Raw genomic sequence first — 17643 nt, 5'->3', positions numbered from 1 at the left:
TTGTAAATAATCCGATTAGTGAACTTACAATGAACCAAGCCGCAAACATAAAGACGAAAAATTCAGAGCTTGCGCCAACATTAAACATTACAAGTAAACCAAAGATGATATCAATAATACCTATCACAATGATTAATCCTGTACCTCCACCGGCAAGTGCTTTCGTAGCACGTCGGAACATCAATTGAATAATACCGTTAATTAGAATAAACAACCCAATTAGCCATGTCAGTGTGTAGAAATTTTTTACTGGATAACTAAATATAATAACCGCAACGATAAGTAATAGCGTCCCCATAATTAAACTTGACCATTTCAATTTATTATTATCTTGTGCCAAACTAACCTCTCCTCTATATATATAGGTAGTAATGTATTAAGTATAGAGAAGTTAGACATGTGGCACAATGAATTAATCTTTAGGAAAAGGTGTAGTCACTCGTGTCAGTGCAGTTTCTTAATTTTCGAAAAAGGGTAAACAGTGAACTAGCAAATTACTAGGAGGCTAATTATGGCTAAAGCATTGGTCGTTGTTACAAGTGTTTCAAAATATCCTGATATGAATCGTCCTACAGGTTTATGGTTTGGCGAAGCTGTACATTTCGCAGATGTACTATATAACAATGGTTATGACGTGGATTATGTCAGCCCACAAGGTGGCTATACGGCGATTGATCCACAAAGTTTACAAGAAGATATGATGACGGACTTAGACTGGAAATACTATCAAGACAAAGACTTCATGACACGTCTTGGTCATACGCTCACACCAGATGCAGTTAAAGCTGAAAATTATGACATTATCTACTTCGCAGGTGGTCACGGTACAATCTGGGATTTTAAAGATAATGAACAATTACAAACATTAGCCCGTGCTATCTATGAACAAAATGGTACAGTATCTTCAGTCTGTCATGGCGCAATTGGCTTATTAAATGTGACGGATAGTGAGGGACGTAATATTATCGACGGTAAAACAGTCACAGGTTTCTCAAATAGCGAAGAAGAAGCTGTTGGACTAGCAGATGTTGTGCCATATTTAACTGAAGATGAACTAAAAAACAGAGGCGCAAACTATCAACAAGGTGATAATTGGAGCGAATTCGCAGTAGCAGATGGACAAATTATCACCGGACAAAACCCACAATCTGGTAAAGCCGTAGCAGAAAAATTCTTAGAAAGTAAAAAATAACTTTTAAGACTCCCGGCATACTAACAAAATAGAAATATAGGCTCGATCAAGTATGAACTAACATTGTTTAGTATACAGTTGAATATTTAGAATGAATGGCTGATTTTGCTTTAGGTGGAATCAGCCTTTTTTATGTAATATAATCTGCCACCTTTAAATTAAATATCAAAAGAATAATATACTATTCTAAAATAACAAACGATTAATATTCACTTTTATCTTTTAAATAGAAATAAATATTAAATGTCTACAATTTTAATACAACTATATAAATAGATATAAATATATGGTACTTTTAATATAAATCAATATAAGTATACAGTTATTTTAATAATAGTTGATTTCAAAATATTAAACGGGGTGTTATTGTGGAAAAGGTTAAGAATTTTTTAAAAAATTACAAATGGTATGTTATCGGTGGCGTTATACTTATAATCGCTCTTTTAATAGCAATTACTTTATTTGTTAAAAATAGTAAAGTTAATGTAAAAGATGATATCGAGGTTAAATTTAATGGTTATGAAGAATCAGGTACTGCAGAAATTACAGACAAATCTTATGAGAAAGCAATGAACAAGTTATATGTCCGTGCGTTAAAACAGTCTAATTTCAAAAATAAAGAAATCTTAGACATGATTGAAAATAACAATACAGATGATATAGATAAAGCTAATCTAAATTATACTGATCTAGAGCGTATGAATAAGGCAGATAAAATGATGGAAAATGTTGATTTAGATATTAACAATGATGAAGATTTATCGAATGGCGATAAAGTTCAAGTACAATTGAAAATCAATAAAGCTTCTTCAAAAGAATATAGACTAAAAGCTAAAGAATTTACTAAAGAATTTAAAGTTCATGGTTTAAAGAAACCTCAAAGTCTTACAGCTAAAAATATCATTGAAGATTTAAACCCTAAATTCGTCGGTGTTAATGGTTCTGGTTCACTCACTTTAACAACTAAAGATGGTGCTAAAAAACTACCAGACATTGCAATTTCAGATTATGAATTTACTGTTCCTAATAATGGTAATTTGAAGAATGGAGATAAAATAAAATTAGAAATTCCTCAAGAGTTAGTGAAAGACATAAATAGTAGTGGTTCAAATACATTTGAAGGTAAGAGAGATTATACGCTTGAAGTAAAAAATCTCACTGACTTAAATAAAATAGAAAATTTAGATCAAATTCTTGATAGAAACAACACTTTAATTAAAGATGAATATAATAGTAGTAAAACAATAAAATATAGCACTGAAAATGTAGCTAATTACTATAAAGTAAATTACGGTACTGAAAGTGATAGTTTCTTCTCAGAAGATGATAAAGAAACTAGTCAAAAAGTATCACCAACAACTTCAACTGAACCAACAAATATTACTTTAGTTACAGCAACCAAAGTGACTGAAACAGGTGAGTATGTTGATACTGAGGTGAATTATATTTATAAAGGCTACAAAAACTATAAACTAGAAAATAATAGACTTGTTAAAGATGATACAACTGAAGAAGAAGATTCATCTACGGAAAAAGATAAAATAGATGAATTAGATACTGAACTTAAAGGTGACGGTTTCAAAAAGTTATAGTTCTATAAAAATGTTTTAGATACTAATATAAAAAGAGGCTCGAAGGTCATGTCAATTAGACATTAACGATCTTCGAGCCTCTTTTTAATTTAGTTTTCACTCTTGCGCTCTTACATCATGTTTGCTTTTAATAAGTCTAGTACACCGCTTGATGAGCCAGGGAATGCAAACACAAGTGAATTTAAATCTTGTGCAGTCAATTTTTGATTAATAATAAAGACTAATAAGTTCACTTGATCTGGTGCATCAATTGCATAAATTTCCGCACCAACTAAGCGTTTGTTTTTATCTAATACAATATACATTTCTGCATCTGTTTCATTTTTATATTCGAATACCATTTGTTTACCGAATGGAATGTGTTTAACTGTGTAGCGTTCATCTTTTTCCGCTTCGGCTACGGTCACGCCAATTTGAGACAAACGTGGTAATGAATAAAGTACTGATGGAATAGCTGGATATTGAATTGCATCTTCAGTCATTCCTAGGATATGCGCTGCAATATAGTTAGATTCAAAGGTAGCAGTTGGCGTTAATTTAGGAATTTGTTTATCTAATACGTCGCCACTGGCATAGATATTCTTCACATTCGTTCTTAAATATTCATCAACTTTTATACCTTTTTTGCTAAATTCGATGTCCACGTTTTCCAAACCAATACCTTCAACATTCGGGTTTCTGCCTGTCGCATCAAGTACATAATCGGTATCGATTGTAAGGCCTGATTCAGTAGTTACTTTATACGCGTGGCCTACTTGTTCGACCGATTTAGTATTCTCATTAAAGTAGAATTTCACACCTTCTTCTTTAAGTTTGCTTACCAATTTATCAACATGAGTCTCGTTAAAACCAGCAAGTGCTTGATTTGTATGGTGAATGACGCTAACTTCTACGCCAGATTTAATCATTAATGAAGCAAATTCAATACTAATGATTCCGGCACCAATAAACGTCATGCGATTTGGTAGTTCATCCATTGATAGAAAATCACGACTATCATACGTCAATTCTTTACCTTCAATATCTAATTTATTACTGTGTTGGCCCGTCGCAATAACTATATTTTCAGTTTCAACAGTTTTACCATTTACTTCAATAGTATGCGCGTCTTTAATAATACCAGTACCCATAATAACGTCGATGCCTTGTTGTTCAAACATAGATTTTAAGGTACCGGCTAAGGGATTGATTACTTTACCTTTATAATTCATTAAGTTAGACCAGTTCACATTAAGATTGTCAGATTGAATAATACCTTCATATTGTTTCACTTCTTCTAACACCTCGTAAGGATTTTCAAGAAGGATTTTAGCGTTACAACCCCAGTTGGTACAAGTGCCTGCGATACGCTCTTTCTCAACAATCGCTACTTCTTTTCCAGCATGTTTAAGCGTTAACGCTGCGTGCCATGCCGCATGTCCACTACCTAGAAATACTACATCATATTTTGTCATTTTCATCATCCTTTTCTATATCATTTTGTGATAATGTGAGTTTCAATGATGCTTCAAGATTATCCAAGACACGTTTCGTCTCATGATATTTCGTTTCATTTAATTCTGGAGGCAAACATTTCGCCACCGCTTCATAAACTTCTTCTTGTTGATTACGTCCTTTATCCGTCAAAGACACTACTAATTGACGTTTATCCTCTACGCCACGTTCCCTTTTAACCCAGCCAGTTTGTTCCAATCTTTTTAAAAGGGGTGTCAAAGTATTACTCGATAAATCCAATTGTTTACCAATTTCATGTAAGGGTTGATTATCATGTTCCCATAAAGCTAATAATACAAGATATTGTGAATATGTTAAACCAAATTGTTTTAATTGTTGCTCATAAAAGCGCGCAAATAATCGACTCACATTATAAGCAGAAAAACATAATTGATTCGCTAATTTCATGTTGTACTCTTCCAATCCTTCACCCCATTTCAAACGTTTACGATATTTTATATCATAAACAATCGCGCACGATTAATCAAATAATTAACTCATTTTCCAACATAAAAAAGGTTCATTTCCTAAAACGTTTAGGAAACAAACCTTAAATCAATTAATTATTTACTATTATCTTTCATTTTTTTCAATTCTTTAAAGAAGATATCACGTTGCTTTTCTAATGAAATTGGATCATTGTATTGTGTATCGTTTACATCATAACGAATCACATGATCTTTTTGGACAGCAGATAAGTTGTTCCAGAAATTTGTATTTTCAAAGTCAGCTTTTTGGTAACCATTTTCAGCAACGACCACAATGTCGCCTAAATAATCATTAAACTGTTCTGGATTAATTGGCATCGCATATTGTTTACCAATATCTTGTTTCAATTTATCTGGTTGTTTCATACCATAACCACCATAAATGATTTCAGTTCCTCGACCAAGATGGTCACTGAACGCCATTGTACCTTTAGGAGTTTGTTGAACAACTGTCGCTGTTTTACCATCAATAAATGGAGATAATGCTTTCTTATCTTTCGCTAATTGTTTCTCCCAATCTTTAACCCATTTATCAGCTTGTTTTTTCTCTCCTACTAATTCACCAATTTGTTTTGTCGCATCTTTATAATCGATTTTTGTCATATTGAACGCTACAGTTGGTGCAATTTTTTGTAATTTCTTGATATTTTTATCTTCGGCAGTCGTAATAATTAAATCAGGTTTCTGCTTCGTTACTTGTTCTACATTTGTATTATCAAGACGGTCGATCCCTTTCGTCGCGTCTTTTAATGTTTTATTTTGATCTACAAAATCAGGCACCGCTACAGGTTTATGTCCAAATTTCACTAACGCACCAACAAACGTTGGATGTAAGACAACAATACGCTTAGGATCTTTAGGCACTTTAACTTTCTTACCATCCGTCGTAAAAGATTTTGTTGAACTTTGTTGATCATCAGATTTATTACTGTCATTCTTACTATTGTCATTACCGTTACTACATGCAACTAATAATAACGCTAAACATAATAATATAGGTAAAAGTTTCTTCATAAATACAACCCCTTTATGTATAATTGATAACGATTATCAAAATCAATTATAGCAAATTCTTTCCTATTTTCTATATAATTTTTAAAAAAGGAGCAATTTTTATGAAAAATACCTATACCTTTCAAGACCACTCCATTATCATTCAACTACCACGTTCCTACTCAAAAAATCTTACACGCCACTACCCAGCCGTGATAACTCAAGACGGCGATAGTTTATTTAAATCGATTCAACGCCACGACGTCATCTTCATCGGCATTGAACCTATTGACCGTGCTCACGACTACACACCCTGGCCGACTGAACGCAACCCAAATGGCGGTGGCGCAGATAATTACCTGACTTGGCTCGCAACCGAACTTATTCCACACCTTAGACACCGCTACCGCATCTCACCAAATAACGCCGACCTTACTATCGCAGGCGCATCGTACGGAGGCTTACTTACACTCTACGCCCTCCTCACCATGCCCAACCAATTCGGCAACTACATTATCCTATCACCATCCATGTGGTACCCTGATATCTTCTCTCTTTTTGGAAAAGGCAGTCCCGCCCTATCTAATAAGAAGATTTATTGGTACGTGGGCGGCCGAGAAGGTATGAAACACACTAAAGTTATCAAGCCTATGGTACGTAATAATAAAATGGCCGTACAAAAAATACAGCCATTGCTTACTTCTCACACCACCTTCATATTTGAGACTAATAAACATGGTATCCACCGCCAGTCATTCTTCACATATTACTTTAAACGTGGATTACGAAAACTGAAAATCAACAAAAAAGGTAGCTAAAGCTTCACTATTGCGAAGCTCTGCTACCTTTAAATTAATGTTCAATTTGGGGAATGAACAATAATATTATTCTTCAACTTTTGTTAAGTCTTCTAAAATTAATTCTGATGCGATTAGGCCACGATATTTAGCCCAACGTTCACGGTTAACTTCGTGTACACGATTATGTTTAACCGCTTCAACTTGTTTCCAAGCATCAGATTCTTTTAAGTTGTCATAGTCTTTTTGATTATCATCATCAACCATTATTACAATACGTTCAGGGTTAAAGTCGGCAAGTTTGTCTGCTTCTACTTTTAAGTAGTCAGCACCCATATAGCCTGGTAACTTGCTTTCATCATCTTTAGAAAGTGAACTATTGAAGCCAACTTTGCTTAAGAATTGGCCTACATAAGAATCAGAAGCATGCACGTATAAGCCTTCGCTTGTAGGAACAGCTGCGATAGTTGTTTTATCTTTATTAAGTGTGACATCTTTACTTAAATCTTCTACTTTTTGATTGTGCTCTTTTACAAGTTCATTACCTTTATCTTCTTCAGATACGATTTCAGCAACTTGTTTGAAAGTTTCAACGCTTTGTTCATAGTTTGCATCAAAGCTATCTAATAAGACAGTTGGTGCAATTTGGTTTAATTCATCAAAGATTTTTTCGTGTCTACTTTTATCCGCTAAGATTAATTGTGGTTCTGCTTTCTTAATTGCTTCAGTATCTGGTTCTAAACGTGTACCTACTGATACGTAGTTACTAATACGATCTCTAATTGAAGCATCGATATTATGTTTATCGTTATCATCTGCAATACCTGTGATATTAATGTTAAGTTTTCCCAATGCTTCGCCAAATGAATATTCTAACGCTACGGCTGATTCTACTGTTTCAGGTACGTTTACTGTGACACCATTTGTTTTGATTTCTTTAGTCATAATTAAAAATCCCTCCGAATGAGAATTCTTATCATTTTTCCTTACAGTAATAGTATTTACGTTTAAAAACTTTTTAAACATAAATGTGTAGGATGAAATATTTTAGAGAATAAGAACTTTCGCATGACAAAGACTTAGGACGTTTGAGAATTTTAAATAAAAAACTAACTCTAAAAACTACATATTGTTATAATGAATGGTGTGCTATATTAACATTAACTAGTAATAACAAAGGGTGGAGATACTATGGCGTATCAAAGTGAATACTCACTAGAAAATGAAATGATGGCGAAATTAAAAGAAAATGGCTTTGAACGCATAACTATTAAAAAACGATGAACAACTATTAGCCAATTTTCGCGCCATTTTAAACGAACGTCATGTAGATAAATTAAATGGGCAACCTCTAACAGATAAAGAATTTCAACGTCTCTTAACCATGATTAATGGTAAAGGGATATTTGAAAGTGCCCGTATTTTACGTGATAAATTACTGCTTAAACGTGACGATGAATCGAAAATATATCTATCATTTTTAAATACTGCACATTGGTGCCAAAACAAATTCCAAGTTACTACTCAAGTGTCTGTGGAAGATACATATAAAGCTAGATATGACGTTACCATACTTATCAATGGATTACCTCTTGTCCAAATTGAATTAAAACGTCGAGGTATCGATATTAATGAAGCATTTAATCAAGTTATGCGCTATCGCAAACAAAATTACACTGGCTTGTTCCGCTATATTCAATTATTTGTCATAAGCAACGGTATTGAAACACGTTATATTTCTAATAATGATGGCGAAATTTATAAAAGTCATATGTTTTATTGGAGCGATAAAAATAATAAACGAATCAATACACTTAATGACTTTACTGAGACATTCTTACGTCCGTGCCAAATAGCGAAAATGATTTCTCGTTATATGATTATTAATGAAATAGATAAAGTGCTAATGGCCATGCGCCCCTATCAAGTCTATGCGGTAGAAGCACTGATTCATCAAGCTACAGAAACGGCTAATAACGGGTACATTTGGCATACGACAGGTAGCGGGAAAACTCTAACATCATTTAAAGCGAGTCAAGTCTTGTCGGAACAGAAAGATATTAAAAAGGTTATCTTCCTTGTAGACCGTAAAGACTTAGATAGCCAAACCGAAGAAGAGTTTAATAAGTTCTCTAAAGGTGCTGTCGATAAAACGAACAATACTGCTCAACTTGTGCGCCAACTTAATGATAGAAGTTTGCCACTAATTGTTACGACGATTCAAAAAATGTCTAAAGCCATTCAAAATAATGCTGAAGCATTAGAACAATATAAAACAGATAAAGTCGTATTTATTATCGACGAATGTCATCGTAGTCAATTTGGTGATATGCATCGCATTGTGCGTCAACATTTTAATAATGCTCAATATTTTGGTTTCACCGGTACTCCACGTTTTGAAGAAAATAAAAGCCAAGATGGTCGAAGTACGGCAGATATTTTTGGAAAATGTCTGCATACCTATTTAATTAAAGATGCCATTCATGATGGTAACGTTTTAGGATTTTCAGTAGATTACATTAATACAATTAAAGCACGCGACATATATACAGAAACTGAAGATATGGTGGAAGATATTAATAAAGAAGAAGTATGGCTTGCAGACGAACGTGTCGACTTAATCGTGAGACATATTATTGAGAATCATGATAAATATACACGCAACAGACAATATTCAAGTATCTTAACCGTTCAAAGTATTCCAGCTCTCAACAAGTATTACGAAGCTTTTAAAAGAATCGGTAAAGAATATGAGCATCCATTAAAAGTTGCCGGTATCTTCTCGTATGCAGCGAATGAAGAAAGTAAAGAAGGCAGTGTTAACGAGAAACATTCAAGAGATAAATTAGAAGACATCATCCAAGATTATAATGCGAACTTTGATACCAACTTTACGACTGACACATTCCAAGAATACTTTAATCACGTATCGAAAAACGTTAAAAAAGGCGTAAAAGATAATAAAATCGATGTATTAATCGTCGTAAATATGTTTCTCACTGGTTTCGATAGTAAGGTGTTAAATACGTTATACGTTGATAAAAACTTAAAATACCACGACTTAATCCAAGCCTATTCACGTACCAACCGTGTTGAAAAAGAAACCAAACCATTTGGTAAAATCGTTAACTACAGAGATTTAAAACAAGCAACAGATAACGCGTTACGATTATTCTCTCAAACTGAAGATACAGATCGTGTATTAATGAAGAGTTATGATGAATATAAAACCGAATTTGTCAATGCTTTAGCGGAGTTAAAAGCCATTGCGCCTACTCCTCAACACATGGATGAAGTGCAAGATGAAGAAGAACAAAAAGCATTTGTAGAAGCCTATTGCTTAGTATCTAAACTTATCCTTAGAATGAAAGCGTTCGATGAATTTGATTTCACTATTTCAGGCGTTGGCATGGAAGCTCAAGATTTTGAAGATTATAAGAGTAAATACTTTGCTATATATGATCGCATCAAATCAACTAAAAATGATAAAGATAAAGTATCAATATTAAACGACATCGACTTCGAAATAGAAATTCTGCGTAATGATATGATTAACGTTTCCTATATTATGGATCTAGTACGTAAAATCGACCTAAGAGACAAAGCCGAGCAACAACGTAATAGAGAACAAATCAGACGTATTTTAGATACGGCTGATGACCCAATCTTGAGATTAAAACGTGACCTCATTCGCGAATTTATCGATGAAGTTATTCCTAAATTATCAGAAGAAGATAATATCGAAGAAGCTTATATTAACTTTGAAAATGCCAAACGTGAAGAAGAATTTAATATCTTTGCGTATGATAAATCAATAGATGAAGAGAAACTCAAACATATCACAAGTGAGTTTGAATACAGTGGAATTATTAACAATGACAGACTTAAAGAATTAGTCGATGGTATGAAACTACGCGAAAAACGACAAACTAAAGCAGCCGTCGCCTCTTTCGTAGAAGAACTAACAGAAAAGTATAGTGTATAGAAGCATACTTATTAAAAACATAACTACTAGATATATAAATTAATGGAGGAACAAGAATGTCTATTACAGAAAAACAACGCCAACAACAACAAGAATTACATAAACGCTTATGGGCTATCGCTAACGATTTAAGAGGTAATATGGATGCGAGTGAATTCCGTAACTATATTTTAGGACTGATATTCTATCGCTTCTTATCAGAAAAAGCTGAAGCCGAAGTAGCTCAAGCGTTAGAAGGCGAAAATACAACATACGAAGAAGCATGGAAAGATGAAGAATACAGAGAAGACCTCAAAGAAGAATTAATTGAAAACGTTGGATATTATATCGAACCTCAAGACTTATTCAGTAGCATGGTTCAAGAAATTGAAGACCAAACCTTCGATATTGAACATCTATCTCAAGCGATTAGAAAAGTAGAGACATCTACATTAGGTCAAGACAGTGAAGAAGACTTCGTTGGATTATTCAGTGATATGGATTTAGGGTCTACGAGATTAGGCAACACTGTTAAAGAGAGAACGGCTTTATTGAGTAAAGTAATGATTAATTTAGCTGACTTGCCGTTCGTACATAGCGATATGGAAATCGATATGTTAGGTGATGCATATGAATTCTTAATCGGCCGTTTTGCGGCTAACGCAGGTAAAAAAGCCGGTGAATTCTATACCCCTCAACAGGTTTCCAAAATATTGGCTAAAATTGTAACCCAAGGTAAAGATAAATTAAGAAACGTATATGACCCCACTTGTGGTTCGGGTTCTTTATTACTACGTGTTGGTAAAGAAACCACAGTATATAGATACAACGAACGGTCAAGAACGTAACAATACCACATACAACTTAGCTCGAATGAACATGTTATTACATGACGTACGCTATGAAAACTTTGATATTCAAAATGGCGATACTTTAGAAAACCCAGCATTTGGAAATGAGAAATTCGATGCCGTTGTAGCTAATCCTCCATATAGCGCTAAGTGGTCAGCAGATAGTAAATTCAATGACGATGAACGTTTTAGTAATTATGGCAAATTAGCACCTAAATCAAAAGCAGATTTCGCATTCATCCAACACATGGTGCATTATTTAGACGATGAAGGTACTATGGCGGTAGTCTTACCTCATGGCGTGTTATTCCGTGGGGCAGCAGAAGGTGTAATTCGAAAGTACTTAATCCAAGAAAAGAACTACCTTGATGCGGTAATTGGATTACCTGCCAATATCTTTTACGGCACAAGTATCCCTACATGTATCTTAGTCTTTAAAAAATGTCGTGAAACAGATCAAGACGTTTTATTCATTGATGCTTCTAATGAATTTGAAAAAGGCAAAAACCAAAACCATTTAACAGATGAACAGGTAGAAAAAATTCTTGAAACATATAAGAACAGAGAAACTATAGATAAATATAGTTATACCGCTTCATTAAAAGAAATCGAAGAAAACGACTATAACTTAAACATCCCAAGATATGTTGACACATTCGAAGAAGAAGAACCTATCGATTTAGAAGAAGTTCAACAAGATTTAAACCAAATCGACAACGAAATAGCCCAAGTAGAACAAGAAATAAATGAATACCTCAAAGAATTAGGAGTGTTAAAACATGACTAATGAAACAAGGAACGTTCCAGAATTAAGATTTCATGGGTTTGAGAATGAATGGGAAGAAAAGAAACTAGGGGATATCGGTAAAGTCTCCATGAATAAGCGAATTTATAAAAGTGAAACTTCTAGTCACAATGATATCCCCTTTTTTAAGATAAGTACTTTTGGAAAGGAAGCAGATACTTATATTACTAAAGATAAATTTGAAGAGTACAAACAAAAGTATCCTTACCCTAATAAAGGTGATATTTTAATTTCTGCATCTGGTAGTATAGGTAAAACTATAGAATATAATGGTGAAAAAGCATATTACCAAGACTCAAATATAGTTTGGTTAGACCATAACAATGAAGTATTAAATATATTTTTAAAATATTTTTATTTAGTAATAAATTGGTCAGGAGTTGAAGGTACCACAATAAAAAGGTTATATAACAAAAATATTTTAAATTCCATAATCAATTTTCCTAGTGTGAAAGAACAACAAAAAATCGGCAACTTTTTTAGCAAACTCGATCAACAAATCGAGTTAGAAGAACAAAAGCTTGAACTACTTGAACAACAGAAAAAAGGCTATATGCAAAAAATTTTTTCTAAAGAGTTAAGATTTAAAGATAAAAATGATAAATGTTATTCCGATTGGAAGGAAATGACAATAAAAGAAGTAGCAAATTTAACAACAGGTAAAAGCAAAAAGAATGAAAATACAGGGAAATACATCATTATGGATATGGGAACTGTAACTAAAAATGGGACTATGCTTACGCATAAATCTACACCATATGAAAATGATCTTTTAAACAAAGGAGATTTAGTAATGCCTAAAGATGATATAGGCGGTGGACATATTATTGGAAGAACAGTATTTATACCAGAATCCAATAAATATGTACTTGGTGATCATGTGTATCGTTTAGAAATTAAAAATTGTAATAGTTTGTTTTTACATTATTATATTAATAGTGATGTAGTAAATCATTCCTTAAAAAGAAAAGTTACAGGATCGGCACAATTAGGATTAAATCGTAAAAGTGTAGAAGAGGAATTAATTAAAATTCCATCTTTAGAAGAACAAGGAAAAATAGGAATTTTCTTTAATAAAATTGAAAATTTAATTGAATTACAAACTAACAAAATAGTACAGCTTAAACAACATAAAAAAGGATTTTTACAGAAAATGTTCGTTTGATGTTGATAACACCCTATTATGTAAAACAATAATCATCTAAACTAGAAAAGCCAAGTAAATTATTATTCTCCTCGCCCAAGCGCTAATCTCTCAATCTATAACTATTTATATGCTAATGTAGGTGTATGTAATTTCTATAATTAAAAGGGAGAGATTGATATGGGACAGAAAGTTTTAATTACTGGGGCCAATAAAGGGATTGGCTTTGAAACTGCTAAGCAATTAGGTGCTAAGGGTTGGACAATCTTATTAGGTGCTAGAAATGAACAAAGAGGCATGGCAGCGGTTGAAGCACTCCAACAACAAGGTATTACTGCGGAATGGATTAAAATTGATTTAACTGATACTAATACTATCCATGCAGCTGCTGATGACATTAAAGCTAATCATTCAGATGTAAAATTATTAATTAATAATGCAGGTATTTCTGGTGATATGGATGCGTCAGCATTAGATGTCGATGTGGAAGAATTAAAAGCGCTCGCTGATGTGAATTTCCTTGGTAATTTTGAGATGATTAAGACTTTCACACCAATTTTAGCGCCTAATAAAGTTAGAATCGTAAATTTAACTATTCCGCTTAAACCTAGTGTCTTCTTCCATCCATTTAGTTATATTGCTACGAAAGCACCGTTAAATGCGATGATTAAGTTATTTGCTAGAGACTTCAAGAAAAATAATATACCTGTCGAAATCTTTGGTGTTATGCCAGGTGGCGTGACAACTGACCTAAATAAAAACATGAAAGGCTTCTATATGCGTAGCGTGAATGAAGCAGCTCAATCTATCGCAAAAGTAGCTACAGATAAACATAATCACAATGGAAAAATCTTATTAAGAGTATTGCCGTTTAAATTATTTAAAAAATAAATTTTAGTAGGATAATGCTTTAATATTTAGTATAAAAAATGATATTTCAATACACATTAAAACCCCTCACTACAACAATAGTGAGGGGTCGTTTATATCCATATCTATTTATCTAAGAAACCGTTTGGATAAACCATAACTTTCAAAGCATCGCCTTTACTTGTACGTGTCAGTTCCATAGCTTGTTTTGTATCTTCAAGTTCAAATTGGTGTGTGAACATTGAATCTAAGTCAGCGTCAGTTGTGCTTAAGATTTGTACACCTTGTGGGTACGTATTCGCATATCTGAACACACCGACGATATTAATTTCGTGGTTAGCGATAAATGGTACGTTAATTTCGTTCATGTCTTCTTGTGGTAAGCCGACAATCGCTAATGTACCGCCATCTTTTAATGAGTTTAACGCACTTCTTAAGGCAATTGGGTTACCTGCTGTTTCAATCGCATAGTTTACACCTTGGCCGTCTGTAATTTCATTAATGCGTTCAACTACATCGTCATTTTTAATATTTATTGTTGTTGTAGCACCTAAACGTTTCGCTTCTTCTAGACGATTTTCTTCCAAGTCAGAAACAATGATGTTTGTTGCACCGTAAGCTTTAGCAGCAACAACAGCCATTAAGCCTACAGGACCCATTCCCATAATAACTACAGTTGATCCTGGTTTAATATCAGCGCGTTTACATGCTTGTAATCCTACTGAGAATGGTTCGATTAATGTTGCTTGTTCATACGTTACTGTATCAGGAATATGGTATAGGAAGTCTGCCGGATGGCTAACATACTGACAGAATGCTCCGTCATATGGAGGTGTTGCCATAAATTCCATATGTGGACATAAGTTATATTTTCCTGATTTACAATATTCACATTCACGACATGGTTCACCTGGTTCGATAGCTACACGATCTCCAACTTTGAAATCTGTTACTTCTTCCCCAATTTTAGCTACCATACCTGCACATTCGTGACCTAAGACGATTGGTTTTTCAACGACGAATTCGCCTACACGACCGTGAGCATAATAGTGTACGTCTGAGCCACATACACCTACTGCCATTACTTTAACTAAGACATCTTTAGGTCCGATTGAAGGTACGTCTCTTTCTTTAATTTCAATATCATATGGTTCATTCATTAATGCAATATTCATTTTCTCTGGAATCGTTTCACTCATTGTTAACATCCTCCTAAGTTTATGTATCTACTCTATATTTTTCCATTTAAAAGGATTTATGTAAACGATTTCATATAAATTTGAGTAGTAATTTTAAACAGAAAGAATGTTTTAACAATATTTTTTAGTGTAAAAATAATCTTACTTTTTAAAACGTAAATAAACCGTAAAGATTCCTATTACTGCGGTAGTTACAGGCCTTTTTAACACCTAAAAAACTAATGAATAATAAAGAAGATGGCACTCTATTTTGATAAATAGAAATACCATCCTCTTATATAAAACCTTATATTGAACGAAGTATTTTGAAGGGGTAAGTTTTGGCAGTAGTTAACTGAAATGAAGATACGTCCAATCTGTACTTTCTTCATCTCTAGTCAACTTTATCGGGGTGGGACAACGAAATCTTTGAAATTACATTAGATTTCTGTCCCACTCCCTAGATTTCTGTCTTGCTCCCACCTATAGAAAGATATTTAGTTTCTAAGTATGGTTCGATACCTTCTGTGCCACCTTCACGACCATAACCACTTTCTTTCATACCACCGAATGGCGCATGTGCAGCTGATGGCCCACCATCATTCCAACCAATCACTCCATAATCAAGTGCATTGTATAAATGGAAGCCAGTGCGGTAATCATTTGTGAAGAAGTACGCAGCTAAGCCAAATTGTGTATCATTAGCCATTTGAATCGCATCATCTAAATCTGAATATGTCGCTACCGGTACGATTGGACCAAATGTTTCTTCTTGCATAGCTAACATATCTTGGGTCGCACCTGATACTACGACAGGTTTTAAGAAATTGCCACCTATTTCTTGTGCTTCATCTAATGAACGTGACAATTTAGCGCCCTTACTTTCGGCATCTTTAAGTTGATTGACTACCTTTTTCACACCATCTTCATTAATTAATGGTCCGATAGTTACATTGTCCTCCATGCCGTTTCCTACTTTTAAGTCGTGAACTTTTTGCGTTAATTGGTCAACAAACTCTTGTTCAACGTCTTTGTGAACGTAAACACGGTTAGCGCAAATACACGTTTGTCCTGCATTACGGAATTTAGATGCAATCGTTTGATCGATCGCATACTCAATATCTGCGTCATTATGAACGATAAGTGGTGCTAAGCCGCCAAGTTCCATTGTGACATTTTTAACAGAATCTGCAGCTTGTGCAATTAGTTGTTTACCTACGTTTGTTGAACCAGTAAATGTAACTTTCTGTATTTGAGGATGTGTCGTAAATAATTCGCCAGCCTCTTTACCTGACATAACTACATATTGAACAGCATCTTTAGGGATGCCCGCTTCATGAGCTAATTCGATTAAACGAATTGTTGTTAATGGTGTTTGTGTCGCTGGTTTACAAACAATCGTACAACCTGCTGCAAGTGCGGGCGCAATTTTACGTGTAATCATTGCTGCTGGGAAGTTCCATGGCGTAATCGCACCTACCACACCTACTGGGAATTTCTTCACGATAATATTTTTATCAGGTGTATTTGCCGGAATCGTACGTCCGTAAATACGTTTAGCCTCTTCCGCATACCATGACACATAAGAGTTAGCATAATCCACTTCGCCTTGTGCTTCTGCTAACGGTTTGCCACCTTCTTTAGTAATCAATTCTGCAAGCTCGTCTTTATATTCATTAATTAGGTCGAACCATTGTGAGAGCTTTTGCGCACGTTCATGAGCATCTACTTCTCTCCAAGATTTAAAAGCTTCATGTGCCTTTTCAATTTGTTGTTTGGCCGTTGCTTCATCTGTATAGTCTAACGTTTTAATAACTTCATTTGTTGCTGGATTGAATACGTCTAATGTTGTCACATTCATCCACCCCTTTTTAGAATTAATATCATAAGTATATACCCGCCTTATGCGATAATCTATCAATCCGTTTCTCCTAGCTTTAACTTAATTTTTTTGGAAAATGTGGGCGTCACAAGGTTAACTTTCCAATTAAAGTTGTAAAATATATCTAAAATTTAAAAATTTCTCATAATTATAATACACTTTTTATAACATTATTTCAGGAGTTTACTATGGAATTTTCTTACGTCTCTTTGAAGAGCGTCCTTCAAAAACATAAAAAAGAGGCTGAGCCATTAATATAAAAAATGGTTCAGCCTTTAATTATGGCAGTAGTTGTCTGAAATGAAGATGCGTTCGAGCCTCACTTTCTTCATTTCTAGTCAACCTTGCCGGGGCGGGACGACGAAATCTTTGAAATTACATTAGATTTCTGTC

At 34.0% G+C, this 17643-nt stretch carries 12 protein-coding genes and 2 pseudogenes; 7 read left to right on the top strand and 7 right to left on the bottom strand.

Annotated elements, in window-relative coordinates; all coding sequences use genetic code 11:
* On the bottom strand, positions 1-298 hold a 298-nt coding region (locus CD147_RS10475; RefSeq protein ID WP_240621113.1), incomplete at its 3' end, for a DUF308 domain-containing protein.
* Positions 299-511: 213 nt separating this feature from the next.
* On the opposite strand from CD147_RS10475, the gene CD147_RS10470 reads away from it, so the two are divergent.
* Together CD147_RS10470 and CD147_RS10465 are read left to right on the top strand one after the other, a co-directional pair.
* Positions 512-1192 (top strand): type 1 glutamine amidotransferase domain-containing protein, encoded by a 681-nt coding sequence (locus CD147_RS10470; protein ID WP_103167384.1) that lies wholly within the window; start codon positions 512-514, stop codon positions 1190-1192.
* A gap of 368 nt (positions 1193-1560) precedes the next feature.
* On the top strand, positions 1561-2784 hold the full coding sequence (locus tag CD147_RS10465) for a hypothetical protein (RefSeq protein ID WP_103167382.1): 1224 nt from the start codon (positions 1561-1563) through the stop codon (positions 2782-2784).
* Positions 2785-2894: 110 nt separating this feature from the next.
* On the opposite strand, the gene CD147_RS10460 is transcribed toward CD147_RS10465, so the two are convergent.
* The 3 genes from CD147_RS10460 to CD147_RS10450 form a co-directional block, all read right to left on the bottom strand.
* Entirely contained in the window at positions 2895-4238 is a 1344-nt protein-coding gene (locus tag CD147_RS10460) for a dihydrolipoyl dehydrogenase family protein (RefSeq protein ID WP_167409736.1), read from the bottom strand.
* Entirely contained in the window at positions 4225-4701 is a 477-nt protein-coding gene (locus CD147_RS10455) for a MarR family winged helix-turn-helix transcriptional regulator (protein ID WP_103167378.1), read from the bottom strand. Before CD147_RS10455 ends, CD147_RS10460 begins: the two co-directional genes overlap by 14 nt.
* A gap of 140 nt (positions 4702-4841) precedes the next feature.
* Positions 4842-5780 (bottom strand): ABC transporter substrate-binding protein, encoded by a 939-nt coding sequence (locus CD147_RS10450; RefSeq protein WP_103167376.1) that lies wholly within the window; start codon positions 5778-5780, stop codon positions 4842-4844.
* 101 nt (positions 5781-5881) lie between these two features.
* Between CD147_RS10450 and CD147_RS10445 the strand changes: the two genes are divergently transcribed.
* Entirely contained in the window at positions 5882-6577 is a 696-nt protein-coding gene (locus CD147_RS10445) for an alpha/beta hydrolase (RefSeq protein ID WP_103167374.1), read from the top strand.
* A 66-nt stretch (positions 6578-6643) separates the two neighbouring features.
* Here CD147_RS10445 and CD147_RS10440 read toward each other — a convergent pair whose 3' ends face one another.
* Positions 6644-7501 carry an ABC transporter substrate-binding protein gene (locus tag CD147_RS10440; protein ID WP_103167372.1) on the bottom strand — a complete coding sequence of 286 codons (858 nt, stop codon included), beginning with the start codon at positions 7499-7501 and terminating at the stop codon, positions 6644-6646.
* 246 nt (positions 7502-7747) lie between these two features.
* On the opposite strand from CD147_RS10440, the pseudogene CD147_RS10435 reads away from it, so the two are divergent.
* The 4 genes and pseudogenes from CD147_RS10435 to CD147_RS10420 all read left to right on the top strand — a co-directional run bounded on the left by CD147_RS10435 (position 7748) and on the right by CD147_RS10420 (position 14211).
* Positions 7748-10541: pseudogene (locus CD147_RS10435) on the top strand (type I restriction endonuclease subunit R).
* Between the two features lie 56 nt (positions 10542-10597).
* Positions 10598-12158: pseudogene (locus CD147_RS10430) on the top strand (type I restriction-modification system subunit M).
* Positions 12151-13341: a restriction endonuclease subunit S gene (locus CD147_RS10425; protein WP_103167370.1), complete on the top strand. Its 1191-nt coding sequence runs from the start codon at positions 12151-12153 to the stop codon at positions 13339-13341. Before CD147_RS10430 ends, CD147_RS10425 begins: the two are co-directional and overlap by 8 nt.
* Before the next feature lie 159 nt (positions 13342-13500).
* Complete coding sequence (locus CD147_RS10420; protein ID WP_103167368.1) at positions 13501-14211, top strand: SDR family NAD(P)-dependent oxidoreductase; 711 nt, start codon at positions 13501-13503, stop codon at positions 14209-14211.
* A 104-nt stretch (positions 14212-14315) separates the two neighbouring features.
* Here CD147_RS10420 and CD147_RS10415 read toward each other — a convergent pair whose 3' ends face one another.
* Entirely contained in the window at positions 14316-15389 is a 1074-nt protein-coding gene (locus tag CD147_RS10415; RefSeq protein ID WP_103167366.1) for an NAD(P)-dependent alcohol dehydrogenase, read from the bottom strand.
* Positions 15390-15828: 439 nt separating this feature from the next.
* Positions 15829-17223, bottom strand: a complete 1395-nt coding sequence (locus CD147_RS10410; RefSeq protein WP_103167365.1) for an NAD-dependent succinate-semialdehyde dehydrogenase — start codon at positions 17221-17223, stop codon at positions 15829-15831.
* Positions 17224-17643: the final 420 nt, after the last annotated feature.

The sequence above is a fragment of the Staphylococcus devriesei genome, assembly GCF_002902625.1.
Taxonomy (GTDB): domain Bacteria; phylum Bacillota; class Bacilli; order Staphylococcales; family Staphylococcaceae; genus Staphylococcus; species Staphylococcus devriesei.
This window is presented reverse-complemented; position numbering and strand designations above follow the sequence as displayed.